Here is a 24,362-nt window from a genome sequence, read left to right as displayed (position 1 = left end):
GCCCGAAAGCACCATGCCCTTACCCAGAGGACCCCCGTATGTCCTTCTCATCCCTTCACCTCGCCGCCTCGGCCCCCGCCCCCGAGACCCCACCCCACACCGGCGGCCTGCTCCTGCTCATCGACGGCACCGCCGGGCTGCTCACCGTCGCCGCCCTCGGCATAGCCCTGCTGCTCTTCCTCATCATCAGGGTCCGCCTCCAGCCGTTCGTCGCGCTGCTCGGCGTCTCCATAGCCGTCGGCCTGCTGGCGGGACTGTCGGTCACCGAACTCTTCGGCACCGTGCAGAAGTCCGACGCCGTCTCCACCATCGAGTCCGGCATGGGCGGCATCCTCGGCCACGTCGCCATCATCATCGGTCTGGGCACCATGCTCGGCGCGATCCTCGAAGTCAGCGGCGGCGCCGAGGTGCTGGCGTCCCGGCTGCTCGGTCTGTTCGGGGAGCGGCGCGCCCCGCTCGCCATGGGCCTGACCGGCCTGATCTTCGGCATCCCGGTCTTCTTCGACGTCGGCATCTTCGTGCTCGCGCCGATCGTCTACGCCGCCGCCAAGCGCTCCGGCAGGTCCATCCTCCTGTACTGCCTGCCGCTGCTCGCCGGACTCTCCGTCACCCACGCCTTCCTGCCCCCGCACCCCGGCCCGGTGGCCGCCGCCGGACTGCTCCATGTGGACCTCGGCTGGGTCATCCTCATGGGCATCGTCTGCGGCATCCCCGCCGTGATCGCCGCCTGGGTCTACTCGGCCTGGATCGGCCGGCGCATCTTCGTCGACGTGCCCCAGGACATGGTCGAGGCCGCCGAGGACGCCCGGCGGGCCGTGGTCGAGGAGCAGCGGGCCTCCGGCGTCGAGCCCCGCGAGACCCCGGTGCCGCTCGGCACGGTCCTCGGCATCATCGGCACGCCGCTGCTGCTGATCCTCGCCGCGACCTTCTCCTCGATCGCCCTGGACCCCTCCACCCTCCGCTCGGTGATCGAGTTCTTCGGCCACCCCTTCGTGGCCCTGACCATCGCCCTGTTCCTCGCCTACTACCTGCTCGGCATCCGCCGCGGCTGGTCCCGCAAGTCCCTGGAGGCCGTCTCGACGTCCTCCCTCAAGCCGGTCGGCAACATCCTGCTGGTGGTCGGCGCGGGCGGCGTCTTCGGCGCCGTCCTCAAGGCCAGCGGGGTCGCCCAGGCGCTCTCCGACACCTTCAACGACGTCGGCCTGCCGGTCATCGTGCTGTCGTACCTGATCTCCCTGGTGCTGCGGGTCGCCCAGGGCTCGGCCACCGTGGCGATCGTGACCACGGCCGGCATCGTGGCCCCCCTGCTGGCCGAGGGCGACCACTCCCAGGCGTTCATCGCCCTCGTCATCATGGCCATCTCCGCGGGCTCCATCTTCGCCTCGCACGTCAACGACGGCGGCTTCTGGATGGTGGCCAAGTACTTCGGCATCAGCGAACGGGACACCCTCAAGACGTGGACCGTCCTGGAGAGCGTGCTGTCGGTCGCGGGCTTCGCGGTCGCGGCGGCACTGAGCCTGTTCGTATGACGGTGCCGGCGAAGCCCGTATAACGAAGCAGGGGCTGGCTGGGCCGGGCACAGGTTTGTCGACCATACTGCTCCGCTGTGGAGCAGCGCATAGGTTCGAGCAGTCAGCCCCTGGAAGGCGCCGGTTTCGACCCGGCCTTCATCCCCGGGCTCTCCTCACCCGTCTCCGGGCGCGAGGAGGACGCCGGGGCGGAGGAGCCCGAGGAGCCGGTCGAGGAGGCCGAGGAGGACGCGACGGCGTCCGAGCCGCCGGCCGAGGAGGAGCAGGCCCCCGAGGAGGAGGAACCGGCCCCCGACGGACCGGTCTTCGAGGCGTCCGACCGCCGCGCCCGCATCCTCGCCGACCACCGCGGCATCCGGCTGCGGCTGGACGACCAGGAGTGCGAGTTCCGCTGGGACGAGATCGGGGCGGTGGAGACGTCGGTCGCCCGCTTCGGGAAGCGATACACCGTCACCGTCCATACACCGGAACGCCGTTGGTACCCGATCGAGATCGAGGCCCCGTCCCGCAGCCGCTTCGCGGAGTGGGACGCCGGGCTGGACAAGGTCCTCGACGTGTACTTCGACGACGGCGGAGCCGAGGAGGCGGACGCCGAGGACAAGGACGGCCAGGAAGCCGGCGCCGACGCGAAGGACGCGGACGCGAAGGCCGAGGCGGGCGCCGGGACGGAGAGCGGCGCCGACCGGAAGGCCGGCGCCGGCGCCGAGTAGGGGATCGGCCGCGGCTCAGTGATACGCGTGCACCACCGCGTGCCCCTTGCCGCGGCCGATCATCCACTTGTTGATCGGTGTGGTGATCACGAACGCCACGGCGAAGCCGCCGAGGAGCGCGTACCAGAACAGCCCGTCGGCCAGTCCGGCCTCCATCGCGCCCGGGGTGAGGGCGACGACGGCGTTGTCCACCAGTTCCATCACGGCGATGGAGACGGTGTCGGCGGCGAGCGCGACCCGGACCGCGTTCTTCAGGCTCACCCCGGCCCGCACGACGGCGAACAGGGTGAACGAGTAGCCGAACAGGAACGCCAGCGCGATCGCCAGCACCATGGTCGGGACATTGCCCCACAGCAGGGCGGTGCCGATGACCATGCCGAGGATCTCGCCGATGGCGCAGCCGGTCAGGCAGTGCAGGGTCGCCATCACGGCGGTCTTCCAGGAGGCACCGCCCCGTCCGTGAGCCCCGTGGCCGTCGTGGGAGCCGTTTCCGTGGTCGCTGTGCCCGTGCCCGGTGGTGTGCACGGGGCCGGGGTGCCCGTGCTCGGTGTGGTCCATGGTTCTCGGGTTCCCTTCCTGAGCGTGTCCCATGAGGGCCCGGCGGGTGGTCATCGCGCGGCCTCGAACCGGCGCAGTCGCAGGCTGTTGCCGACGACGAGGGAGGTCGCCGGCCTCGATGGCCGCGTGCGTCCCGGTGCCCATCGCCAGCCCCAGGTCGGCCTGGGCGAGCGCGGCGGCGTCGTTGACCCCGTCGCCGACCATGGCGACCGTACGGCCCTCGTCCTGCAGCCGCTTGACGATCCCGGCCTTGTCCTCCGGCATCACCTCGGCGATCACCTCGTCGATGCCGACCTCGGCGGCCACCGCGCGGCGCACGAGGCGCAGGTCATGCCGCCGATCGCGAGTTCGACCTCGGTGGTCCGGTCCGGGACGGTGGTGGCCATCGGTGCGCTCCCTCACTTGGCGCTTGATACCTCAGGGGGGTATCTCCATCACAGATCCTGTATACCCCATGGGGGTATCAATGCCAAGGGTGATCGGGGGAGAAGATGCACTGGGGCGATGGGGGAGAGGCGCCGAGCCCGCCGTCGGAGACGCGCCGAGCCCGGGGTCGGAGACGCGCCGAGCCCGCCGTCGGGGAGACGCCGGGGTCCGCTCCCCTCAAGACGCGCGCGGGTTTCGGTGCGCCTGCGGGTTTTCGGTCACACGGTCAGGCACATCCGGTGAAGATCCCCGCAGGCCCTCTTGTCCCGCCGCCCCGCATGGGATTTCTTGACCCCCATGGCGGACACCACGGGACACACGGGAAACACCCAGGACACCGGAGCAGGGGCCGAAGCGGGCTCCGGGCCCCGCAGAAGCAGCTGGAGATACATCGGCCCCGGAATCGTCGTGGCCGCGACCGGCGTCGGCGCCGGTGACCTGGTCGCCACGCTGATCGCGGGCAGCAACTTCGGCTACACCCTCCTGTGGGCCGCCGTCATCGGCTGCATCGTGAAGATCTCCCTCGCCGAGGCGGCCGGACGCTGGCACCTGTCCACCGGCCGCACCCTCTTCGACGGCTGGGCCGGCCTCGGTCGCTGGACCACCTGGTTCTTCGGCGTCTACGTCGTCATCTGGGGCTTCGTCTACGGCGCGGCCGCCATGTCGTCCAGCGCGCTGCCGCTCCAGGCGCTCTTCCCCGGCATCATGGACCTCGAATGGTGGGGCATCGCCTGCGCGCTGGTCGGGCTGCTGTTCGTCTGGTTCAACCAGTACGCGGTGTTCGAGAAGGTCATGACGGTCCTGGTGGGCGTCATGTTCGTGGTCACCGTCTATCTGGCGGTCCGTGTCACCCCGAACCTGGGCGACGCCTTCGCCGGGCTGCTGCCGGTGCTGCCCGACGCGGAGGACTCCATCCTCAACACCCTCGGCCTGATCGGCGGCGTCGGCGGCACCATCACCCTCGCCGCCTACGGCTACTGGGTGAACGCCAAGGGCTGGACCGACACCGGCTGGATGAAGGTGATGCGGCTGGACAACCGGGTCGCCTACATCACCACCGGTGTGTTCGTCGTCGCCATGCTCATCGTCGGCGCCGAACTGCTCCACTCCGCCCATGTGGCCATCGCCAGCGGCGACAAGGGCCTGCTGCAGCTGGGCGACATGCTGGAGAAGGAGTACGGCACCGCGACGGCCAAGTTCTTCCTGATCGGCTTCTTCGCCACGTCCTTCACCTCGCTGATCGGCGTGTGGCACGGCGTGAGCCTGATGTTCACCGACTTCGTCACCCGAGGCCGGCGCAAGGCCGCCGAGTCGAGGGGCGAGGAGATCGCCTCCGGCGCCCGCGAGAAGTCCTGGCCCTTCCGCGCCTACCTGCTCTGGCTGACCTTCCCGCCGATGATCCTCCTCTTCGAGGGCCAGCCCTTCCGCCTGGTCATCATCTACGGCGTGCTGGGCGCGGCCTTCATGCCCTTCCTGGCCCTCACCCTCATCTGGCTCCTCAACTCCTCCCGCACGCCCGGCGAATGGCGCAACGGCCTGCTCAGCAACGCCATGCTGACCGTCGCCGGGCTGCTGTTCCTGGTGCTGTGCATCAAGCAGATCTGGGACCAGCCGTGGTCGGAGTTCTTCTAGCCGGGGTTCTCCTCATGAGGGTTCTGTCCGTCACCCCAGCCGGTCCCACTCGGAACTGACGGCGATCTCGCGCAGCTCCGCGATGCTCAGCGCGGGGGCGTCCCGGGTGGCGTCCTCGTGCTGGTCACCGGAGTTGAACGCGCTGATCACCACCCGCAACCCGTCCGGGCGCAGGGTGTCGACGCTCCACGACCGGTCCTCCCAGTACCGCAGCACGACCACCGCGCGGTCGTCAGCAGACAGACGGACCGGTACAGGTGCCCGGCCCGCGCCGAGGCGAACTCGGAGTACCCCGCCGCACGCCCCGCCCCCTCCCTCTGCCCCAGCCCCATTCCGCCATCCCCCCCGTCGATCCCCCGTCGTTCCCCGGGCCGCTCTCACCTTTCTGATGCGCTGAACCCGGCGAAATGTTTCACGTGACGGCGAACACAGCCCGCGCCCCCGTCCCGTCCGGCCAGGTCCACCCGGCCACCACATACGCGGACGTCGTGTGCGGGTGCTCTCCCGGGCGCAGCACCCGGTTCACCCGGACCTCGGGCTCCCCGGTGGGGCAGGTGCCGTGCACGGTGACGGACGGATCGGGTGTGTTGCTCTCGGACTGATGCTGCGGCACCGCCTCACCACGCAGCAGAGCCGGCAACTGCTCCCGCACCACCGGGTCCTGAAGACCGTCGTACACCCACCGCGTGCCCAGAACACCGTGCTCGGCGGTCCCGATCAGCGCCTCGTCCGCCGCGCCCTCCAGCGCCGCCCCCCGATAGCTCAACGGCACCAGATACGCCACCGGCTCCTTCCCGGCCGAGTCCGTCACGACCATGAACTCGATGCCGACCTCGCCCGCCGGATCGTCCAGCCGGAACCCGCCCGCCCTCGCCGGCTCCGGCTGCCCGGTGTCCCCGGCGTACCAGCTCTGCTTCGGCAGCCAGCCGGTGAGCAGCTCCAGCTTGGTGGGCGTCATGGTGGTGCGGTGAATGAGGGCCATGCACGTCTCCCCTGCGCGTGTCTCCCGGTCCACCCCGTTCGAGGGGACGTGAGCGAACCTACCGGGGCGGGGCCACCGAGCCGTCCGGGCGGCCGGTGATGGCGTCGTCCGGCGAAGCTCGTGACTCCTCGAACGACCGGCGAGGCGATCCGCTGTGGCAGCCGTGGGAGCCGCCGCCCGTGCTGCGGCGGCCCGGCAACGACCTGGACTTCCGGCACGGCACGCCGGCGCTCGCCGCGTTCCCGGTCGCCCGCTGGCGGCAGTCGGTCGTCTTCGACTGGCTTCAGGAGACGCTCTGAGGAGCCCCGCCGGCAGTAACCGCGTGCGCCCCTGCCCGCCAAGTGCGGCGGGCAGGGGCGCAGTTCGCACGCTGTGCCTCAGGGGCACAGCCTCACACGTCCGAGAACCTCACGGCAGTGCGTGCACATGCGGACCCACCGCGTTCGACCAGGCGTTGCCCGCCGTCGCGTCCCAGTTGGTGGACCAGGTCATCGCGCCGCGCAGGCTCGGGTAGGTCTTCGACGGCTTGAAGGAGCCGCAGTTGGTGCCGCGGGTCAGGCAGTCCAGGGCGGCGTTCACCACCGAGGGCGCCACGTAGCCGCTGCCCGCGCCCCGGGTCGAGGCCGGCAGGCCCAGGCCCACCTGGGACGGGTCGAGGCCGCCCTCCAGCTGGATGCAGGCCAGCGCGGTCAGGAAGTCCACCGAGCCCTGGCTGTAGACCTTGCCGTCGCAGCCCAGCATCGAACCGCTGTTGTAGTACTGCATATTGACGACCGTGAGGATGTCCTTCACGTTCAGCGCGGTCTGGAAGTAGGAGTTCGACGTCGACTGCATGTCGATGGTCTGCGGCGCCATCGTCAGGATCATCGACGGTCCCGCCTTCGCGGACAGCGCGCGCAGCGCCTGCGTCATGTAGGTGGCGTTGAGACCGTTCTCCAGGTCGATGTCCACGCCGTCGAAGCCGTACTCCTGCATCAGGGAGTAGACCGAGTTGGCGAAGTTGGTCGCGGAGGCCGAGTCGTTCACCGAGACGGTGCCCTTCTCGCCGCCCACCGAGATGATGACCTTCTTGCCGGCGGCCTGCTTGGCCCGGACGTCCGCCTTGAACTGGCCGACGGTGTAGCCGCCCAGACCCGCCGTGTCCAGGTTGAAGGTGACCGCGCCCGGCGTGCCGGTGGCGTCCGCGAAGGCGACCGCGATGATGTCGTACTGGTCCGAGACGTCCGAGATCCGCTGGACCGCGGCGCCGTTGTTGAAGTTCTGCCAGTAGCCCGTCACCGCGTGCCGCGGCAGATCACCGCCGCCGCCGCTGTCCCGGTCCTCGGTGCGGGCCGTGACCGCCGCCGACTTCGCCGACTCGCCCGCCGCGTTGGTGGCCGCCACCTGGAAGGAGTACGAGGCGGAGGGCTCGAGCCCGGTGATCGTGGCCGAGGTGCCGGTCACCGCCGTCACCTTGGAGCCGTCCCGGTAGACGGTGTAGCCGGTCGCACCCGAGACCGTGTTCCACTTCAAGGAAACGGAGTTCGTCGTCGTGCCGGAGACGCTCAGCCCGCCCGGCGTGCCCGGGACGGTCGGCTCCGGGTCACCGCCGCCGCCCCCGTCGGGCCCGAACACCGACAGGTCGTCGACGTAGTACGGCTGCTGGCCGTACCAGCCGTGGGTGTAGACCGTCACCGAGGTGGTGGAGGACCCGGTGGTGAAGCCGGCCGTCAGCTGCTTCCAGCTGCCGGAGTCCGGCGTCCAGGTCGACACGTCCGTGGTCCCCGTGCCGGTCACGCCCAGGTACGCATAGCCGCCCTGCACCCAAGCACTCAGCTGATACGTGGAGTTGGGCTTCACGGCCACGGTCTGGCTGCATCGCGCGTTGTCCTGCCCGGCGGGCGTCGCCTTGAGCGCGGCGGTGCCGCCGTGCACGGGGGAGGAGACGGTCGTCCCGCTGTTCGCGGAGCAGGTCCAGTTGCTCAGGCCCGACTCGAAGCCGGCGTTCCTGGCGTTGTTGACGTCGGCCGCGGACGCCGGGTTCGCGCCCAGACCCGCGAAGGAGAGGGCGAGCGCGGCAGTGACGGCCGCCGCCCACACCCGCCTGCGTCGTCCGAACCGTCTGTGTACGAGGTCCACTGAGGCCTCCGGTGGGGGAGTGGGGAAGGGGAGCGGTGGCCATCGCTGCAACCAAGTTGGTCCAGACCAATTGCGGTGTCAAGTGGTCGGTACGCGTCAACTCCTGGACCGGTCGGCATCCGACGCCCCCGCCGCCGCGGCGCCGATCGGTCCCTGCCGACAACCGGGCAGTGATCGCGCAAGCAGCGGACCTACCTGCTCTCCTCCCGCCACCCGTCCACCAGCATCCCCAGCGCGCAGCCCGCCAGCAGGACCCCCGTGGACATCCAGAAGCCCAGCGTTCCGAGGCCGCCCCGCTCGTGGTGGAGGGTCAGGGACAGGATCTGGGCCGCGACCGGCACCGCGCATGCCGCCACCGCATGCTGCCAGGGAACGTCCCGCCACGGCTCCGGGTGCATCCGGGCCGCCGCCCAGGTCGCCAGGACCACGCACACCAGGTTGGGCAGGTGGACCAGGCCCAGGGCGGCGCCGAAGGAGCGGACGCCCTCGGGGCCCACCAGGTGGTCGTTCACCAGTGACGCCTGGAGCACCTCCGTCGCCACCAGGACGATCACTCCGGCCGCCCAGGCCCGTATGAACGCCGGGGCGGGCCTGACCGGTGCGTCGACGGCCATGGCTACCGCACCTCCACCGAGTCGACGATCCGCTTCAGATCGACGTCCGCCAGCTTCCCGCGCTGGGCGTCGATGCGTACCGCGAAGGTCTCCTGCTTGGAGTCCAGCCCGGTGAGGATGACGCCCTCGACCGTGGCGCCCTTGGCCGGGCCGCCGCCCTCGCCGGTCGCCTTGAAGGTGAAGTCGATGCGACGGGCGTCGTCCGTGCCGGACAGCTCGACCTCCTTGGTGCTCTCGACATCGGCTCCCAGCTGGATGCCGGCCTCCGCGGCGATGGCCGCCTGTTCGGCGGAGTTCGCCCGGGTGAAGCCCAGCTGCACGGTGATCAGGGCGACGGTGCGGCCGTCCTCGCGCAGTTCGGCGGCGGCGGCGTTGTGCTTGCTGCGTTCGGCGTCGCCCTGCTCCCGGAAGCCTTCCGGGTACGCGACCGAGACGCGCGGAGTCTCGAGGGTCCGCCAGCCGTCCGGCACCTCGGCCGACGAGGAGGACGAGGACGAGCCGTTGCCGCAGGCGGTCAGCAGCAGGGCGAGCAGTCCGGCCGCCGCGCAGGAGCGGCCGAGCAAGCGGCTCATCCGCGGGCGGCCGGTCGAGGTGTGGCCGATCAAGGGGCGGCGGGCCGGGACGCGGCTGGCCAGGGTACGGCCGGTCGGTGTGCGGCCGGGCATCGAGAGTGAGGGCATGTGGGGCTCCTTGTCCGGTCAGTTCGCACAGTAGCTGTAGGGAATGTAGGAGCGGCGGTCCCCGCGGGGTGCGCCGAGGAACTCCGCGTCGGTCAGGGTCTCCTTCTTCTGCTCGGTGCTGACCGTCATCCCGAGGCTGAGCCCGAGGTTCAGCTCGAAGCCGTACTCGGCGGCGTTCACCTCACCGGTGTACGTCATCCGGCTGGAGCGCCCCTTGTCGAACACCAGCTGCCCGAAGGGGTCGTCGGCGCCGGGCCGCTTGACCGGGGTGAGGTCGTCCGAACCGAACATGTACCGGAACGGCGCCCCCACCTGCTCGTTCGTGCTGTCCAGCCACCGCTCGGCGATCGCCCGGTCGCGGTCGCCGGCCTTGCCCGGGTCGAAGGAGACGGAGGTGGTGACGATCTCGATGCCGGTGCTGGAGTCGGTGCCCTTCGCGCCGACGCTGCCGCCCCGCTTGTCGTCGCCCTCCTTGCCGTTGTCGCCGCCGACCCTGGCGCCGTCCCGCCGGCCGCCCCGCTCCACGGTGCGGGTCATGTCGATGCGGACCAGATTGCCGGTCTTCTTGTCGTAGGTGACCGTGACCGTGCCGGTCTGGGTGGTGCTGGCCGAGTAGTCTCCGCTGATCGGGCCGGCCTCGTAGCCGGCCTTGGTGCCGTACTCGATGGAGGAGGAGTAGGTGTACGACTTGGTGCCCTTGTAGGCGTTGTCGGTCCAGGTGATCTCGGGGGAGTACTTGAAGTTGCCGCCGAGTGCCGCGCTCAGCTTGCGCTCGTCGCCCGCGGACAGCTTCAGGCCGGCCGACGCCGAGGCGTCGAGGCCCACCTTGCCGTAGGTGATCTGCCGGTTGCCGCCGAGGTTCGCCTCGACCCGCTCCCGGGTCTCCTCCTCTTCCTTCAGCGGCCCGGTGCCGAAGAGGTAGAGGATGCTGTCGCCGAGGCTGGCCTCCGCGCCGCCGGGCATGGTCCGCCGCATCTCGTACATCTGCAGCTTCTCCACGTCCTCGCGGAACCGTTCCGCCTCCTCCGCGCTCTCGAACACCCAGGTGTCGCCGTTGGTGACCTTGATGCCGGCGCCCAGTTCGACCGTGTCGGTGCCGAAACGGCCCACCTTCATCCCGGGCTTGAAGTCCTTCTTCGCGGCGACCGAGGCGGCGTCGGTGAACGTCAGGTACACCACCTGGTCCTTGTCGTCGACCTTGCCGTCGCCGTTGACGTCGTTCTTCGCCTGCAGCCGCTGTTCCTGGAAGCCGTACTCCCGGCCGATCTCGAAGAAGAAGATCTTCGCCTTGGAGCCCGCTTTGTCCGTTACGGACGACACCTGACACAACGTCGGCTCGAAATCGGCGTCGGTGAGCGGCTTTTCCGCCGTGTTGTCGCCTCCGCCGCAGTTCCCGCCACCGGTCACCCGGCACACCAGCGCGGCGATCTCGTCGTGGATCAGCTGCCCGACGCCGGTCGCCGACACCGCCAGCACGATCGCCACGGTGACCACGATCATCCCGAGGTACTCGGTCCCGGTGGCCCCGCGATCGCCCCAACTCGCCCGTGTTGAACGGTTCATCCGCCTCGCCCCCTCTCCCGTGTCCTCGGTGCTGGGCGAGCGTAAGGAGGACGACGGGTGGGAAGCGTGGGCCCCGGGGCCCAAAGCGGGGCCCAGCGTCAAGCCGGTGCGTTCGGCGCCGTCCCCCGAGGGGCCGAACCGGACCGGCGAGATGCTCAACCTGCCCCGTTTTGCCGCACCTTGTGCAACGGCAGTTGCTGTTCAGCTACACAATCGCTGTTCTACGGTCACAGGGCCGTGGATACAGTGCTGAGGTAGTCACGCAGCGAAGTCATCAGGGTGCTCCGGCGTCACACCCGGTGCACCGAGGGCTAGGGGAGAACGGGGAGCTGCGCGTGCCAACTGCCATCGCCGTGACCAGTGCCGACATGGTGCTGCCGCCGCAGGACGACCGGACGCTGCCTGCCGTGGTGCTCAAGGACATCGGCACCCGCCCGCTGGAACAGGCACTGACCGAACTGCAGCTGCTGGTCGAGCAGGCCGGGCACGTCATCGTCGTCTGCTCCCGGGCCACGCCCACCGCCGTCCAGCGGCGGCTGCACACCCTGCGCTCGCTGCTGGAGAGCGACCGCATCGCCCTGTTCACCCCGGACCTGCCGCCGCTGGGGCTCGCCGCCCTGGTCCGCCAGCTGCGCCAGCTCGCCTCCTGCGACCTCGGCCCCGGCGTCCTCGCCTCGGCCGGCCGGCTGCTCGTCCACTACATCCACTCCGGCGCGCTGCTCGCCTCGGTCGCCCGGCTCGACCGGGTCCCCGTGGACCTGAAGCAGCACGCCAGATCCTGGGTGCCCGGCAGCCAGTTCGCCGTCCTCGCCCATCCCCAGCCCCAACTGGTCCGCCTGGGGCCGGAGGCCAAGCTGGACGGGCCGGAGTTCGGCACCTGGATGCTGGTCGCCAAGGGCCAGCTCCAGTCCGACTGGGTGACCTCCACCCTCGCCCCGTCCTGGAACGTGCAGGGACTGCGCGAGACGCCGCTGCCCGCCGAGTCCCCGGGCTGGTGGGGCACCGGCAAGCTCATCGAGTTCTGCACGTATCTGCCCGACCTGTCCGTCCTCTACCAACTGGTCACGTCCGTCCGGCGCGGCGCCTGCCACTGGTGCGGCATCGAGGTCATCGGCGACCGCTGCGTCTTCTGCTCCGCCACGTCACCCGTCCCCGAAGGGCATCCGCTCGCCCAGCGGGCCTGAGCGCCCGCCCGCGACACCCACCGATTCCGCTCGACCGATATCCCCAATGAGGTTGTACGGTTCATGAACTCCCGTCAGCGCCGCGGCGTGATACTCCTGATCCTGTCGGTCCTGTGCGCCCTCGGCGCCTTCGCCGGCGTGCTGTCCGTCATCAGCGACGTGAAGTCCAAGGTCGGCCCCGAGGTCACCGCGTACCGGCTGAAATCCGATGTCCCGCCCTATACCGCGCTCAACACGGGCCAGTTCGAGAAGATCAAGATGCCCGAGCGCTGGCTGTCCGACAACGCGGTCACCGACCTCGGCGACATCGAGGGCAAGATCGCCGTCACCACCCTGCAGAAGGGCTCCCTGCTGCAGAGCGACATGATCGTGGATCAGCCCGCTCTGCAGCCCGGGCAGCAAGAGGTCGCCATCATGATCGATGCGGCGACCGGCGTCGCCGGCAAGATCACGCCGGGTTCGACCGTCAACGTGTACGCCACCTTCGACGGAGAGCGTGAGGGTGACCCCGCTCAGTCCAAGATCATCGTAACCAACGCCAAAGTCCTCGACGTCGGCAGGCTCACCCCGCTGAAGCCCGACGAGAACGACCGCGGCCGGCAGCCCACCGACGCCGTCCCGATCACCTTCGCGCTGTCCACCATCGACGCCCAGCGCATCACCTACGCCGAGTCGTTCGCCCAGCGGGTCCGGCTCGCCCTGGTCGCCCCCGGCAGCGACACCACCGTGCCCGACTCACAGCGGACGTACGAACTCGCGAAGGACAAGTGAGAGGCCCGCATGTCCACCAGGATCCTCCCGGCAGTCGGCGACGCGGACGCCATCCGGTCCATCACCACCCTGCTCAGCCAGCTCCCGGACGCCGAGCCGGTGGCCCCGGTGGTCGACTCCACGCAGCTCATCGACACCCTGGCGCGCCTGGCCGCCGAGTCCGTCGACGAGCTGCCCGAGGTCGTGGTGGTGCACGAACGGATCGGCCCCGTCCCGGCGCTGGAGCTGATCCGCGAGGTCGCCCTGCGGTTCCCCGCCGTCGGCGTCATCCTCGTCACCTCCGACGCCAGCCCCGGCCTCTTCCAGGCCGCCATGGACTACGGCGCCCGCGGCCTGGTGGCCCTGCCGCTGAGCTACGAGGAACTCGCCAGCCGCGTCCAGGCCGTCGCCCAGTGGTCCATCGGCGTACGGCGCCACCTGGGCACCGGTGGTGACGTCTTCACCGGCGTCGGCGGCACCGTCGTCACCGTCTGCGGCGCCAAGGGCGGGGTCGGCACCACCCTCACCGCCATCCAGCTCGCCCTCGCCGCCCAGGCGTCCGGCCGCGCCACCGCACTGGTCGACATGGACCTGCAGACCGGCGACATCGCGTCCTTCCTGGACGTGCAGTTCCGCCGCTCGGTCGTCGACCTCGCCGCGGTCAACGACATATCCCCGCGGGTCCTCGCCGACGCCGTCTTCCGCCACGACACCGGCGTCGCCCTGCTGCTCGCCCCCGCCGAGGGCGAACGCGGCGAGGACGTCACCGACCGCGCCACCCGCCAGATCGTCAGCGCCCTGCGCTCCCGCTACGAGGTCGTGGTCATCGACTGCGGGGCCCAGCTCAGCGGCGCCGGGGCGGCCGCGGTGGAGATGGCCGACACTGCCCTGCTGGTCACCACCCCGGACGTGATCGCCGTGCGCGGGGCCAAGCGGGCGGTGCGCATGTGGGACCGGCTCCAGATCCGCAAGGCCGAGGAGACCACGATCGTCGTCAACCGTCACTCGCGGGCGACGGAGATCCAGCCGCCGCTGATCCAGAAGATCACCGGCACGGCGGTCGCCGCCACGACGATCCCCGCGCACTACAAGGAACTGCAGTCCGTCGTGGACGCCGGCCGCGTCCACGAACTCGAGGCCAAGAGCACGGTGAAGCAGGCCCTGTGGGGGCTGGCCGGCGAACTCGGCCTGGTCAAGAGCGTCGAGGGCGCCCCCAAGGCGGGCCGGTTGCGCGGCGACCGGGGAGCGGTCAGCTTCCGGCGCCGGAAGGAGGCAGGGGGATGAGAACACGGACCGGAACACGGCCCGTACCCGGGCACATACGGGACCGCGACCGGGGCCAGGTCACCGTCGAGTTCCTCGGCATGACACCGACCATACTGATCACGCTGGTGGTCCTGTGGCAGCTGGTACTCGTGGGATACACCTTCACCCTCGCGGGGAATGCTGCCGACGAGGCGGTACGGGCGGGCACGGCGACGGCGCCGGACGCACGCCAGGGTGCCTGCGAGGAAGCCGGACTGGACAAGCTGCCGGACGCGTGGAAGGGGGCCGCGACGGTGAACTGCGCCACGGGGGGCGGCATGGTCACCGCCGACGTGCAGCTGAACGTCCCCATTCTCTTCCCCGGCACCGCCGACTTCCCCTTCGAGGTCAACGGCCACGCCGGCGCGGTCGAGGAGGAGGTGGGCTGACATGCCGTACGACATGCCGTACGAGCGCCGCACCCGCCGGGACCGGGGGCAGGCCGCCCTGGAGTACCTCGGCTTCATCCCGATCCTCCTCATCGTCGCGATGGCCGCCGTACAGCTCGGCCTGATCGCCTACACCGCCCAGCAGGCCGGCACCGCCGCCCGCGCCGGGGCGCGCAGCGCCTCCCTCGACCAGGGCGCCGGGCCCGCCTGCGCCGACGCCGTCAGCAGCTGGCTGGCCGACGGCACCGACTGCGCCGAGGCGAGGGGCGGCGACGAGGTCACCGTCACGGCGACCGTCCAGATCCCCTCGATCGTGCCGGGCTGGGACTTCGACCCGGCCGTCAAGACCGCCACCATGCCCATCGACCACTGACGAGACCGCCGACGCGAGGAGCACCGGCCGAGGACACCAGAGACCTCACCCCAACAAGGACATGCGGAACGAAGAACGAGGAGCACGGGACTCATGAGCCTGCGGGCACGCATCAACTCCCCCGAGGAGAACGGCAGCCGGGGGGAGGACGGCCACCTGGTCGCCTCCTACCGCGCCAAGCTCCTCGAGGAGATCGACCTCGCGGAGATGAGTTCGCTGGCCGCCGCCGAGCGCCGGGTCCGGCTGGAGCGCGTCCTCGGGCACATCATCAGCCGCGAGGGCCCGGTCCTGTCGACCGTGGAGCGCTCCCAGCTGATCCGCCGGGTCGTCGACGAGGCCCTCGGCCTCGGCATCCTGGAGCCGCTGCTGGAGGACGCCTCCATCACCGAGATCATGGTCAACGGCCCCGACGCCATCTTCGTCGAGCGCGGCGGCCGGGTGGAGCAGCTGCCGCTGCGCTTCGCCTCCAACGAGCAGCTGATGCAGACCATCGAGCGCATCGTCTCCACCGTCAACCGGCGCGTGGACGAGTCCAACCCGATGGTCGACGCCCGCCTGCCCTCCGGCGAACGTGTCAACGTCATCATCCCGCCGCTCTCCCTGACCGGCGCCACCCTCACCATCCGCCGCTTCCCGCGCTCCTTCACCCTCCAGGAGCTGATCGGCCTCGGCTCGCTCGACGAGCACATGCTGCACCTGCTCTCCGGGCTGGTGCAGGCCCGGTTCAACGTGATCGTCTCCGGCGCCACCGGCACCGGCAAGACGACCCTCCTCAACGCCCTCTCCGGCCTGATCCCCGAGGGCGAACGCATCATCACCATCGAGGACTCCGCCGAACTCCAGCTCCAGCAGCCGCACGTCATCCGCCTGGAGTCCCGCCCGCCGAACGTCGAGGGCAAGGGCCGGGTCACCATCCGCGACCTGGTCCGCAACTCCCTGCGCATGCGGCCCGACCGCATCGTCGTCGGTGAGGTCCGCGGCGGCGAGTCCCTGGACATGCTCCAGGCCATGTCCACCGGCCACGACGGCTCGCTCGCCACCGTCCACGCCAACAGCGCCGAGGACGCGCTGATGCGCCTGCAGACCCTCGCCTCCATGTCGGACGTGGAGATCCCGTTCGTCGCCCTCCACGACCAGATCAACAGCGCCGTCGACGTCATCGTCCAGCTCACCCGCTTCGCCGACGGCGCCCGCCGCATCACCGAGATCGCCATCCTCGACAGCCACGGCGGCGAGCCCTACCGCCTGGCCACCGTCGCCCGCTTCAACGCCCAGCCCATGGCCGCCGACGGCCGCGTCTACGGCCAGTTCGAGTACTTCCCGCTCCCGCGCCGCACCGCCGACCGCCTCTACATGGCGAGCCAGCCCATTCCCCAGGCCTTCGGCGTCGCCCGGAGCGCCGACCAGCTCGCCACCCGAGAAGCCAGGTAGGACCACTCCCCATGGAACTGCAGAACCTGATCACGCTGACCACCGGCATCACCCTGCTGACCTGCGTCCTCGCGGTCGTCGGCGTGCACTCGTACGCCATGGGCAGGGCCCAGCGGCAGGCACTGGTGGACCGGCTCAGCGCCACCGGCCAGATACCGGTCGTCGGCCGCCGCCGCCACTTCATGGCCCTGGACCGCCGGCTGCGCCGCACCAGGCTCGGGCGCAAACTCGAACTCCGCCTGGCGGCCACCGGCCTGGACGTCACCCCCGGCGAGTTCTTCGTCTACATGATGGCCACGGTCGCCGGCCTGTGGCTCATCGGCCAGGCCACCCTCGCCCCCTTCTTCGGCCCGCTCGCCGGACTCCTCGGCATCTGGGTGGCCCTGCAGTTCCTCAACTGGCAACGCCAGAAACGCATCGAGAAGTTCATCAACCAGCTCCCCGAACTCGCCCGCATCCTGGCCAACGCCACCCAGGCCGGCCTCGCCCTGCGCACCGCCATCGGCATGGCCGCCGAGGAGCTGGAGGCCCCCGCCGGCGAGGAACTGGCCAAGGTCGCCAACCAGCTCGCCGTGGGCGCCTCCATGGACGACGCCCTGGGCGAACTCGCCGACCGCCTGCCCTCCCGCGAACTCGTCGTGCTGGTCACCACGCTGGTGCTGTCCAACCGGGCCGGCGGCCAGCTGGTCAGCGCTCTGCGCAACCTCACCGAGACCCTGGAGGAACGCAAGGAGACCCGGCGCGAGGTCCGCACCCAGCTCTCCCAGGTGAACATGACTTCCTACGCGGTCCCCGTCCTCGGCGTCGGCTCGCTCTTCCTGATGAACGGCGTCAAGGACGGCGCCCTGGAACGCATGACCGGCTCCCCGGTCGGCCAGGCCGCCGTCATCATCGCCTTCGGCCTCTACGCGGTCGGCTTCGTCCTCATCCGCCGCCTGTCCCGCATCGACGTCTGAGGAGGCAGCAATCATGGGTCTGCTGCTCGCGCTGCTGATGGGCCTCGGCGTCTGGGGCATCTTCGCCGGCATCCGCATGTACCGCGCCGAGGCCAAACTCCCCGGCGATCTGGCCCTCGCCCTGGAGGTCGGCTCCACCCGCACCGGCGCGGTGGACTCCCTCGTCGACCGCCTCGGCATGCGCTACGCCCCCGCCGTGCTGCGCCTGATGGGCCCCAAGCGGGTCGCCAAGTACCGCCGCAAGATCGACCTGGCCGGCAACCCCGGCGGCCTGACCATCGACCGCTACGCCGCCCGCCGCGCCGTCTACGGCTTCCTCGGCGGCGTCGGCTTCCTGGTCTTCCTGATGCGCGGCCAGCTGTTCGTGGCGCTGCTGCTGCTCGCCTTCGGCGCGTTCTGGACCGAGGTCGGCATCTGGTCGGCGATCCGCGTCCGCAAGGACGTCATCGAACGCACCCTGCCCGACTTCCTCGACGTCCTCGCGGTCGTGGTCAGCGCCGGCCTCGGCTTCCGCCAGGCGCTGGACCGGGTGGCCTCCAAGTACGAGGGCCCCTGGGCGGACGAACTGCGCATCACCCTGCGCCAGATGGACCTCGGCATGAGCCGCCGCCAGGCCTTCGCCGAGCTGCGGCGGCGCAACGACAGCGAACAGGTTGCCATGTTCGTGACAGCGCTGCAGCAGGGCGAGGAACTGGGCGCGCCCATCGTGGACACGCTCGTCGCCCTCGCCAAGGACATGCGCCGCACGGACGCCCAGAACGCCCGCCGCAAGGCGGCACGGGCGGTGCCCAAGGCCACCATGATGATCACCACGTTCATGGTCCCGGCCACGATGATTCTGCTCGGCGCCGGCCTGATCCTCGGCTCCGGCACCGACTTCGGCTCCATCACAGGGGAGTAGACGGGGGAGGGGTGACATGACGACGAGGGAAGAGAAGGGCACGGCCACGACGGGCACGGGGCTGCTGCGCCGCCGTGCGCGTCCGCCGGAGATCACCACACCCCCGGCGGGCACGGTCCTCCCGCCCCACGTCCGCACCGGCGCCCCCGACATCCCGGTCACCACGGTCACGCCCGCGCTGCCGCCGGGGTGGGAGCCGGTGGGGGGTGCGCAGGGCGCCGGGCGGGTGGGTGCACCGGCCGGCGGCGACGGCGAGGGTGGCGAGCAGGCCCAGGCGGGGGCCCAGGCCCAGGTGCAGGCCCAGGCTCAGGCGGGGGCCCAGGCCCAGGCCGGGGTGGCCGCGGGCGAGGGTGAGCAGTCCTCGACGGTGCCGCCGCAGCCTTCCGCGCCCGCTGGAGTGAGCGGCAAGGGCGAGGCGGGCGGCGACGCGCGCGGAGACGTCGGCGCGCGCGGAGACGGCGGTGCGCCAGCACCCGCCCCTGCCTCTGCACCCGCCCCTGCTCCTGCTCCTGGGCCCGCGTTTCCTGCCGCGCCCGTGCACGGACAGCCGCCCGCCGGCCAGGTGCAGCCCGCGCAGCCGGCGGCCCGGCCCGGCGCACCCGACGTGGACATTCAGGTCAACGCCCTCCAGGCCCTCTGCCGGCAGGTCTTCGGCTTCCGCCTGGCGATGATCGCCCTGGCCGCCCCCTCGGCCCTTCTCAACGCCGGTCCGGGCTGGGGCACCTACCTGGTGGCCATCGCGGTGGTGCTCACCTTCATGGCGTCCTACGTCCTCTTCCGCGACTGGGAACGCTTCGGCCCCCTCCTGCTGCGGCACCCCGTCCTGCTCGCCGCGGACACCCTCTTCGGCGCCCTGCTCCTCGTCTCCGCGGGCCCCGACACCACCCTCGCCTACGTCAGCGTCTGCACACCGCTGCTCGCCGGCCTGGTCTACGGCTGGCGCGGCGCCGCGCTCTTCGCCTCCCTCCAGGGCCTGATCCTGCTCCTCGTGTACGCCACGGTGGAGGACTCCAGCGGCGGCCCGGCGGAGACGCTGCTCCTCCCCGGCCTCTGTGTGGTCGCGGGCGCGGTCGGCTCCAGCCTGCGCAATCTGATGCTGCACTTCGGCGAGGCGACCCGCGCCCTCACCACGGTCCAGGCGCGCCTGGCGGTGACCGAGGCGGTCAGCGCCGAACGCGCCCGCCTGGCACGGGAGATGCACGACTCGGTGGCCAAGACCCTGCACGGCGTCGCCTTGGCGGCCGACGGCCTGGCCGGCAGCGCGAGCTCGGACCGGTTGGACCCGGCCCTGATCCGGCAGCAGGCCGAACTGGTCGCCCGCTCGGCCCGCCGCGCCGCCGCCGAGTCCCGCGAACTCCTCGCCGACCTGCGCCGCGAGTCCGACCCGGCCCAGGGCACGGACGTCCTCGTGGAACTGGCCGCCCGCACCCGCGACTTCGCCAAGCGCACCGGCCTCGCGGTCACCTACCGCCCCACGGGGCAGCACAGCGTCCCGCCGGTCCCGCCCGCGGTGGCCCGCCAGCTCCTCACCATCGCCTCCGAGGCCATGGAGAACGCCCACCGCCACGCGGAACCGACCAAGGTCGAGATCCGGGCCGGCGTCCACGGCGACCTGCTCCGCATCAGCATCTACGACGACGGCCGCGGCCTCCCGCCCGGCACCGACCTCGAACAGCTCCGCCGGGCGGGCCACTTCGGCCTCCTCGGCATGGTCGAACGGGCCGCCTCCGTGGGCGCCCGCATCCGCATCGGCCGCGGTTCGCACCCTCGCGGCACGGAGGTCCGCCTGGACCTGCCGCTGGCGGCGCTGACCACCACCACCCAGATTCCGGTGCAGGCGCCGGTGCCGGCCGCTCAGCCGCACGGGGAGGCCCAGCCCCGATGAAGACGTCCCCCACGCCCGGAGAGGAGGCCGCCCCCATGCAGCCACCGCCGAACCCGTTCGAGAACGTCCCGCCCCCCGCCCCGCTGCGGGTGGTCGTGGCCGACGACAACCCGGTGGTCCGCGCCGGCCTGACCGCGTTGCTCTCCGGGCGCGACGACATCACGGTCGTGGCGGAGGTCGCCGACGGACGGCAGGCCTACGACGCGGCGCGCGAGCACCAGCCCGACGTCATCCTGCTGGACGTCCGCATGCCGGGCGTGGACGGCCTCTCTGCCCTCCCGTACTTGGTGGAGCTGGCACCGGTGATGATGCTGACGTACAGCAGAGAGTCGGAGATCGTCCAGGAGGCCCTGCGCCGGGGCGCCGGCGGCTACCTGGTCCACGGGGAGTTCACGGCCGACCAACTGGTGTCCGCGGTGCGGGACATCAAGGAGGGCAGGCCCCACTTCACGCCGACCGCGGCCGGGGCATTGCTGGCGCAACTGCGCGAGAGGGGCAATGAGGGCGCATCCCTGCCCGATGGGCTGGGCGCCACGACCGATGAACCGCGCATGAGTTCACCGAATGCGGGGCTCTCGCGCATCTCTCAACCACCTGCTTCGGCAGAAAACCTTTCGCAAGTGCAACCGGCTGTGGCACAGTCGTCGTCTAGGTGGACAGGCGGCCTGCCGGCCGCTCCCGACAGGTCGAGGTTCCAACTGAGCGCGAGGGAGGCGGAGATCATGGACCTCATCGCATCCGGGATGAACAACCAGCAGATCGCCGCCACCTGCTTCATCAGCGAGAAGACGGTCAAGAACCACATCAACCGCATCTTCGCCAAGCTCCACAGCACCAGCCGTGCGGAGGCCGCGGCGAAGTGGCTCGGTACGGCACCGGGTTCGGGCCGAGGGGTGGGCTGACGACCATGCAGGCGAGGAACTGGGCCCGTGATTGGGCCCGCGATTGGGCCCTGGGACCCTCTGGCGGGCGGGGTGTCCGGCCGTACGTTTCTGGTGTCGAAAGCGGCACCGCGAAGAAGACGACGGCGGCCGCAACAGCAGCGTCAGCCGGAGGGGAACACCATGAGCAACTGGATCAACACGACGGTCGCGTACCTCCAGTCCCGCGCCGCCCGCAACGACAAGGGCCAGACCGCGGTGGAGTACCTGGGCATCATCGCGGTGGTCGTGGCGATCGTGCTGGCGATCACGGGGACGGATATCGGCGAGACCATCTTCGACGCCATCACGGAGAAGGTGGAAGAGGTCACCGGCGGCTGATGCGGCCCCGTATCCACGGCGACGCAGGGCAGGCCTTCCCCATCTACATCACTGTGGTGGGGGGCCTGCTCTTCCTCGCGTTCGCGTACCTTGCGGTCGGCCAGGCCGCAGCGAATCGGAATGAGGCTCAGACTGCCGCGGATGCGGCAGCCCTCGCGGCGGCCCAGGACCGGCGCGACAAACTCACCGGCGCCTGGGTCGAGAATGTGCTCGACCCCACCAAGTGGCAGGACATCTTCGACGGCAAGGCGCAGGGACTGGGACTGTCCTGCTGGCGAGCGGACCAGCTCGCAGCGCAGAATGACGCGACTGTTGTCAGTTGCGCGCCGGAAGGCTTCCTGGGCTACACCGTCGAGGTCGAGACGAAAGACACCGTGGGCGACTCCATCGTTCCCGGCACGGAGGACGAAAAGTCGAAGGAATCCGCCACTGCGGTGATCGAGCCCCGCTGTACGTTCAATCTCCTGGGGTGGGAGGAAGGCGGTGACACACTGCCCCTGCTCAACTGCAAGGACCGGCAGTGGAAGCTCGACCCCAAGGATCCCAAGGATCTGTTGCCCAAGCCCGAGGACCTGTTCGACGTCCACCTGGCCGACTGAGAAGCGAACGACGAGTGATGAAGGAAGCAGAGGCATGAGCATGCGGTTCACTACGAAGGCCCGCAGGGGGATGGTCGTGCTGACCGCTGTCGCGGGACTGGCCCTCGGCGTAACCGGCTGCGGCGGAGGCGGGGGGGACGACAAGAAGCCTGAGACTTCAGCTTCTGCCTCCAAGGGCTCCAATCCGAGTGCTCAGGAGGGGCAGGCCGACGAGCCGCTGGCCGAGCTGAAGGGCCAAGACGGCCTGATTCTTCGGCTCACCTCAGCCGATCGCGATGCCGGTGGCTTCGTCACAGTGAACGGCGAGCTCAAGAACGACGGATCTGAGAAGGTCACGGTCCCTGCCGGAGTCAGGGGTGACGAGACCGAGATCATCAAACACGGCAGGTCACTGGGCGGGGCCACCTTGGTGGACTCGAAGAGCAAGAAGCGCTACTACGTGCTCCGCGACACTGAGGGGCGACCCCTGACCACCACGGATCTCGGCATTCTCAAGCCCGGTGAATCGGTCCCTGTCTTCATGCAGTTCCCTGCACCACCGTCGGACACAACCGAAGTCACCTTCCAGCTTCCCACGTTCGCCAGCGCCACCATCCAGATCTCTGGGTGAGGCCGGCCATGACACGTAACTACACGCGCCCCACGCCATCGCGGCTGGCCCTGACCCTGACCGCGACGACCTTCCTGATCGCCACGAACGTCTACGGCGCAGCGCTCGCCTCCGCCGACGACGGCCCCAGCGTCCCCCCGGGCACCGAGGCCAAGCCCTCCGCTCCCGTGAAGGTGGACGCCAACGATCCGGACCTCAAGCTCCCCGACGGCGCCACGCTCGCCGAGCCCAAGGTTCTCGACATCAAGCAGGTTGTCGAAGACCAAAGCGGTGACGAGCGCCGTGAGGACACCAACTCGGACGTGAAGTTCGCCCTCCAGGCGGAGGTGCTGTTCGGCAAGGACAGCGCCAAGCTCAGCGCCAAGGCGAAGTCCCGGATCGCGGAGATCGCCGAGGAGATCAAGGCGCAGAACGCGACGAAGGTCCGCGTCTTCGGCTTCACGGACAACCTGGGTTCCTCCGCGCACGGAGACGTGCTGTCCCGCAAGCGGGCGAACGCCGTGCACGGTGTCCTGGAGGACGAGCTGAACGACTCCGACATCACGTACGAGGTACGCGGCTACGGCGAGCAGTACCCGATCGCCGACAACTCCACGGAGGCGGGCCGGAAGAAGAACCGCCGGGTGGAGGTCTCCTTCCCGCGCGCCGACAACTGACCAGAGAGCATCGGGCCGCTCGCTGTCCCGCCCAGAGCGGGAGCGAGCGGCCCGCGCTCACAGCAGGTGGTCCGCCTTGCCTGCCTTGATCTCGAGGATGAGGGCACGCAGGGCATCCCGGCTGTCCTTGAGAGGCGTCTCCTCCTGCCCGGCGACGGCGATATAGGCGTTGCCGTCGTCGTCGGTGCCAATGCGGAAACAGTTGGCGCCCTCGGCGCAGTACGGGTCTTCCCAGGTGATGTCTGGCATCGGCACTCCTCAGAAGTCGCTGGCGCTCACAGCAGGTGGTCCGCCTTGCCTGCCTTGATCTCGAGGATGAGGGCACGCAGGGCATCCCGGCTGTCCTTGAGAGGCGTGTCCTCCTGCCCGGCGACGGCGATATAGGCGTTGCCGTCGTCGTCGGTGCCTATGCGGAAGCAGTTGTTGCCTTCGCCGCAGAACGGGTCTTCCCAGTCGATGCCGGCCATGATCGGGGCTCCTCAGATCTCACGGGCATCGGTGCGGATGAGGTCCCGCGAAGCCGCCGGTGGCAGCGCCGCTTTGTCCATCCAGTCCAAGTGGGCACGGTACTTCGTGAGCTGAGCCTCCGCGCCGGTGAATTCCGGTCCGTGCGCCGAGTCCAGTTGCATCGTGTCGAGCTGGGGGACCGGTCCCTCCGCGTAGAGCAGGGCATGCCCGGCGCCCGGAAAGCCGCCGACCCCGTTGGGGACGACGCGTACCTCCACTGACTGTCGCTCGGACGCGGCAGCGAGGTGGTCGAGTTGCTGCCGCATGGCGTCGGGTCCGCCGTACGGCATGCGCAGCGCCGCTTCATGGACGTAGGCGACGTACGGGAGCGGCTCCGGCCGGTCGAGCACCTGCTGGCGCTCCATGCGGTGGGCCACCCGGAGTTCGATCTCCAGTCGGCTGAGTGGCGGAAGGACGGCGGCGAACACCCCGCGGGCGTACTCCTCCGTCTGGAGCAGGTCCGGTACGTGCGTGACCTGGGCCGTGCTGACCCGGACGGCGTGCGTCGCCGCCAACCGTCGCCAGTACGACGTGACGGTGGACGCGGGCGGCTGCTGGTACCCGATCGGCTCGGTACCGCTCGCTCAGGACGACTGGGCCCGTCACTTCGGTCCGTTCTGGGCCGAGTTCGCCGCCGCACGGCGGCGCTACGACCCGGACGGCGTCCTCGCACCCGGCCAGCGCATCTGCTGACCTTCCGCTTCCCGGCCCGGATTTGGGCTCGCCATTGGGCCCACGGGCC

General features: G+C 70.4%; 29 protein-coding genes and 1 pseudogene. 19 read left to right on the top strand and 11 right to left on the bottom strand.

Annotated features, from left to right (window positions below; genetic code table 11):
• Positions 1–38: 38 nt before the first annotated feature.
• Together ABD198_RS02790 and ABD198_RS02785 are read left to right on the top strand one after the other, a co-directional pair.
• Positions 39–1,529 (top strand): GntP family permease, encoded by a 1,491-nt coding sequence (locus ABD198_RS02790; protein WP_343997668.1) that lies wholly within the window; start codon positions 39–41, stop codon positions 1,527–1,529.
• 77 nt (positions 1,530–1,606) lie between these two features.
• Positions 1,607–2,239 carry a hypothetical protein gene (locus ABD198_RS02785; protein WP_343997667.1) on the top strand — a complete coding sequence of 211 codons (633 nt, stop codon included), beginning with the start codon at positions 1,607–1,609 and terminating at the stop codon, positions 2,237–2,239.
• 15 nt (positions 2,240–2,254) lie between these two features.
• On the opposite strand, the gene ABD198_RS02780 is transcribed toward ABD198_RS02785, so the two are convergent.
• A complete protein-coding gene (locus ABD198_RS02780) occupies positions 2,255–2,797 on the bottom strand; it encodes a DUF4396 domain-containing protein (protein WP_343997739.1) in 543 nt (180 codons plus the stop codon).
• A gap of 102 nt (positions 2,798–2,899) precedes the next feature.
• A pseudogene (locus ABD198_RS02775) lies at positions 2,900–3,115 on the bottom strand (HAD-IC family P-type ATPase); the annotation flags it as partial.
• Between the two features lie 405 nt (positions 3,116–3,520).
• Here ABD198_RS02775 and ABD198_RS02770 point away from each other — a divergent pair.
• On the top strand, positions 3,521–4,855 hold the full coding sequence (locus ABD198_RS02770) for an Nramp family divalent metal transporter (RefSeq protein ID WP_343997666.1): 1,335 nt from the start codon (positions 3,521–3,523) through the stop codon (positions 4,853–4,855).
• Positions 4,856–4,885: 30 nt separating this feature from the next.
• Here the strand turns inward: ABD198_RS02770 and ABD198_RS02765 are convergent, their stop codons facing one another.
• Positions 4,886–5,077 carry a hypothetical protein gene (locus ABD198_RS02765; protein WP_343997746.1) on the bottom strand — a complete coding sequence of 64 codons (192 nt, stop codon included), beginning with the start codon at positions 5,075–5,077 and terminating at the stop codon, positions 4,886–4,888.
• 190 nt (positions 5,078–5,267) lie between these two features.
• Positions 5,268–5,837, bottom strand: coding sequence for a maltokinase N-terminal cap-like domain-containing protein (locus tag ABD198_RS02755; protein ID WP_343997664.1), 570 nt, complete (start codon positions 5,835–5,837; stop codon positions 5,268–5,270).
• 98 nt (positions 5,838–5,935) lie between these two features.
• Between ABD198_RS02755 and ABD198_RS02750 the strand changes: the two genes are divergently transcribed.
• Positions 5,936–6,136, top strand: coding sequence for a hypothetical protein (locus ABD198_RS02750; RefSeq protein ID WP_343997663.1), 201 nt, complete (start codon positions 5,936–5,938; stop codon positions 6,134–6,136).
• Positions 6,137–6,245: 109 nt separating this feature from the next.
• Here the strand turns inward: ABD198_RS02750 and ABD198_RS02745 are convergent, their stop codons facing one another.
• The 4 genes from ABD198_RS02745 to ABD198_RS02730 form a co-directional block, all read right to left on the bottom strand.
• Positions 6,246–7,955, bottom strand: coding sequence for a chitinase (locus ABD198_RS02745; RefSeq protein WP_343997662.1), 1,710 nt, complete (start codon positions 7,953–7,955; stop codon positions 6,246–6,248).
• A gap of 191 nt (positions 7,956–8,146) precedes the next feature.
• Entirely contained in the window at positions 8,147–8,569 is a 423-nt protein-coding gene (locus ABD198_RS02740) for a hypothetical protein (protein ID WP_343997661.1), read from the bottom strand.
• A 2-nt stretch (positions 8,570–8,571) separates the two neighbouring features.
• Complete coding sequence (locus ABD198_RS02735; RefSeq protein ID WP_343997659.1) at positions 8,572–9,249, bottom strand: hypothetical protein; 678 nt, start codon at positions 9,247–9,249, stop codon at positions 8,572–8,574.
• 18 nt (positions 9,250–9,267) lie between these two features.
• The gene (locus ABD198_RS02730) at positions 9,268–10,812 is read right to left on the bottom strand and encodes a hypothetical protein (protein WP_343997658.1); all 1,545 of its coding nucleotides are present in this window, start codon (positions 10,810–10,812) and stop codon (positions 9,268–9,270) included.
• 353 nt (positions 10,813–11,165) lie between these two features.
• Between ABD198_RS02730 and ABD198_RS02725 the strand changes: the two genes are divergently transcribed.
• The 14 genes from ABD198_RS02725 to ABD198_RS02660 all read left to right on the top strand — a co-directional run bounded on the left by ABD198_RS02725 (position 11,166) and on the right by ABD198_RS02660 (position 23,113).
• Positions 11,166–11,996 (top strand): hypothetical protein, encoded by an 831-nt coding sequence (locus tag ABD198_RS02725; protein ID WP_343997738.1) that lies wholly within the window; start codon positions 11,166–11,168, stop codon positions 11,994–11,996.
• Between the two features lie 63 nt (positions 11,997–12,059).
• On the top strand, positions 12,060–12,767 hold the full coding sequence (cpaB, locus tag ABD198_RS02720; protein WP_343997657.1) for a Flp pilus assembly protein CpaB: 708 nt from the start codon (positions 12,060–12,062) through the stop codon (positions 12,765–12,767).
• Between the two features lie 9 nt (positions 12,768–12,776).
• A complete protein-coding gene (locus tag ABD198_RS02715; RefSeq protein ID WP_343997656.1) occupies positions 12,777–14,030 on the top strand; it encodes a CpaE/TadZ family protein in 1,254 nt (417 codons plus the stop codon).
• On the top strand, positions 14,027–14,440 hold the full coding sequence (locus ABD198_RS02710; RefSeq protein ID WP_343997655.1) for a pilus assembly protein: 414 nt from the start codon (positions 14,027–14,029) through the stop codon (positions 14,438–14,440). Before ABD198_RS02715 ends, ABD198_RS02710 begins: the two co-directional genes overlap by 4 nt.
• Positions 14,441–14,453: 13 nt before the next feature.
• Positions 14,454–14,813, top strand: a complete 360-nt coding sequence (locus ABD198_RS02705) for a TadE/TadG family type IV pilus assembly protein (protein WP_343997736.1) — start codon at positions 14,454–14,456, stop codon at positions 14,811–14,813.
• A gap of 93 nt (positions 14,814–14,906) precedes the next feature.
• Positions 14,907–16,244 carry a TadA family conjugal transfer-associated ATPase gene (locus ABD198_RS02700; RefSeq protein ID WP_343997654.1) on the top strand — a complete coding sequence of 446 codons (1,338 nt, stop codon included), beginning with the start codon at positions 14,907–14,909 and terminating at the stop codon, positions 16,242–16,244.
• Between the two features lie 11 nt (positions 16,245–16,255).
• Positions 16,256–17,200: a type II secretion system F family protein gene (locus ABD198_RS02695; RefSeq protein ID WP_343997652.1), complete on the top strand. Its 945-nt coding sequence runs from the start codon at positions 16,256–16,258 to the stop codon at positions 17,198–17,200.
• Between the two features lie 13 nt (positions 17,201–17,213).
• Positions 17,214–18,101 carry a DUF5936 domain-containing protein gene (locus tag ABD198_RS02690; RefSeq protein ID WP_343997651.1) on the top strand — a complete coding sequence of 296 codons (888 nt, stop codon included), beginning with the start codon at positions 17,214–17,216 and terminating at the stop codon, positions 18,099–18,101.
• A 562-nt stretch (positions 18,102–18,663) separates the two neighbouring features.
• The gene (locus tag ABD198_RS02685) at positions 18,664–19,986 is read left to right on the top strand and encodes a sensor histidine kinase (RefSeq protein WP_343997735.1); all 1,323 of its coding nucleotides are present in this window, start codon (positions 18,664–18,666) and stop codon (positions 19,984–19,986) included.
• A 35-nt stretch (positions 19,987–20,021) separates the two neighbouring features.
• On the top strand, positions 20,022–20,888 hold the full coding sequence (locus ABD198_RS02680; protein ID WP_343997650.1) for a response regulator: 867 nt from the start codon (positions 20,022–20,024) through the stop codon (positions 20,886–20,888).
• 162 nt (positions 20,889–21,050) lie between these two features.
• Entirely contained in the window at positions 21,051–21,248 is a 198-nt protein-coding gene (locus ABD198_RS02675) for a Flp family type IVb pilin (protein WP_343997649.1), read from the top strand.
• Positions 21,248–21,847, top strand: a complete 600-nt coding sequence (locus ABD198_RS02670; RefSeq protein WP_343997648.1) for a pilus assembly protein TadG-related protein — start codon at positions 21,248–21,250, stop codon at positions 21,845–21,847. Before ABD198_RS02675 ends, ABD198_RS02670 begins: the two co-directional genes overlap by 1 nt.
• Before the next feature lie 34 nt (positions 21,848–21,881).
• Entirely contained in the window at positions 21,882–22,457 is a 576-nt protein-coding gene (locus tag ABD198_RS02665) for a hypothetical protein (protein ID WP_343997647.1), read from the top strand.
• Between the two features lie 8 nt (positions 22,458–22,465).
• Complete coding sequence (locus ABD198_RS02660; RefSeq protein ID WP_343997646.1) at positions 22,466–23,113, top strand: OmpA family protein; 648 nt, start codon at positions 22,466–22,468, stop codon at positions 23,111–23,113.
• Positions 23,114–23,170: 57 nt separating this feature from the next.
• On the opposite strand, the gene ABD198_RS02655 is transcribed toward ABD198_RS02660, so the two are convergent.
• The 3 genes from ABD198_RS02655 to ABD198_RS02645 are packed head-to-tail and all read right to left on the bottom strand — an operon-like array spanning position 23,171 to position 24,135.
• Complete coding sequence (locus ABD198_RS02655) at positions 23,171–23,362, bottom strand: hypothetical protein (RefSeq protein WP_343997645.1); 192 nt, start codon at positions 23,360–23,362, stop codon at positions 23,171–23,173.
• Positions 23,363–23,388: 26 nt separating this feature from the next.
• A complete protein-coding gene (locus ABD198_RS02650) occupies positions 23,389–23,580 on the bottom strand; it encodes a hypothetical protein (RefSeq protein ID WP_343997644.1) in 192 nt (63 codons plus the stop codon).
• Positions 23,581–23,592: 12 nt separating this feature from the next.
• Positions 23,593–24,135: a DUF5753 domain-containing protein gene (locus ABD198_RS02645; protein WP_425580402.1), complete on the bottom strand. Its 543-nt coding sequence runs from the start codon at positions 24,133–24,135 to the stop codon at positions 23,593–23,595.
• Between ABD198_RS02645 and ABD198_RS02640 the strand changes: the two genes are divergently transcribed.
• Positions 24,092–24,313: a hypothetical protein gene (locus ABD198_RS02640; RefSeq protein WP_343997643.1), complete on the top strand. Its 222-nt coding sequence runs from the start codon at positions 24,092–24,094 to the stop codon at positions 24,311–24,313. The genes ABD198_RS02645 and ABD198_RS02640 overlap by 44 nt on opposite strands.
• Positions 24,314–24,362 lie beyond the last annotated feature (49 nt).

The organism is Streptomyces thermocarboxydovorans (assembly GCF_039524635.1).
Lineage (GTDB): Bacteria > Actinomycetota > Actinomycetes > Streptomycetales > Streptomycetaceae > Streptomyces > Streptomyces thermocarboxydovorans.
This window is presented reverse-complemented; position numbering and strand designations above follow the sequence as displayed.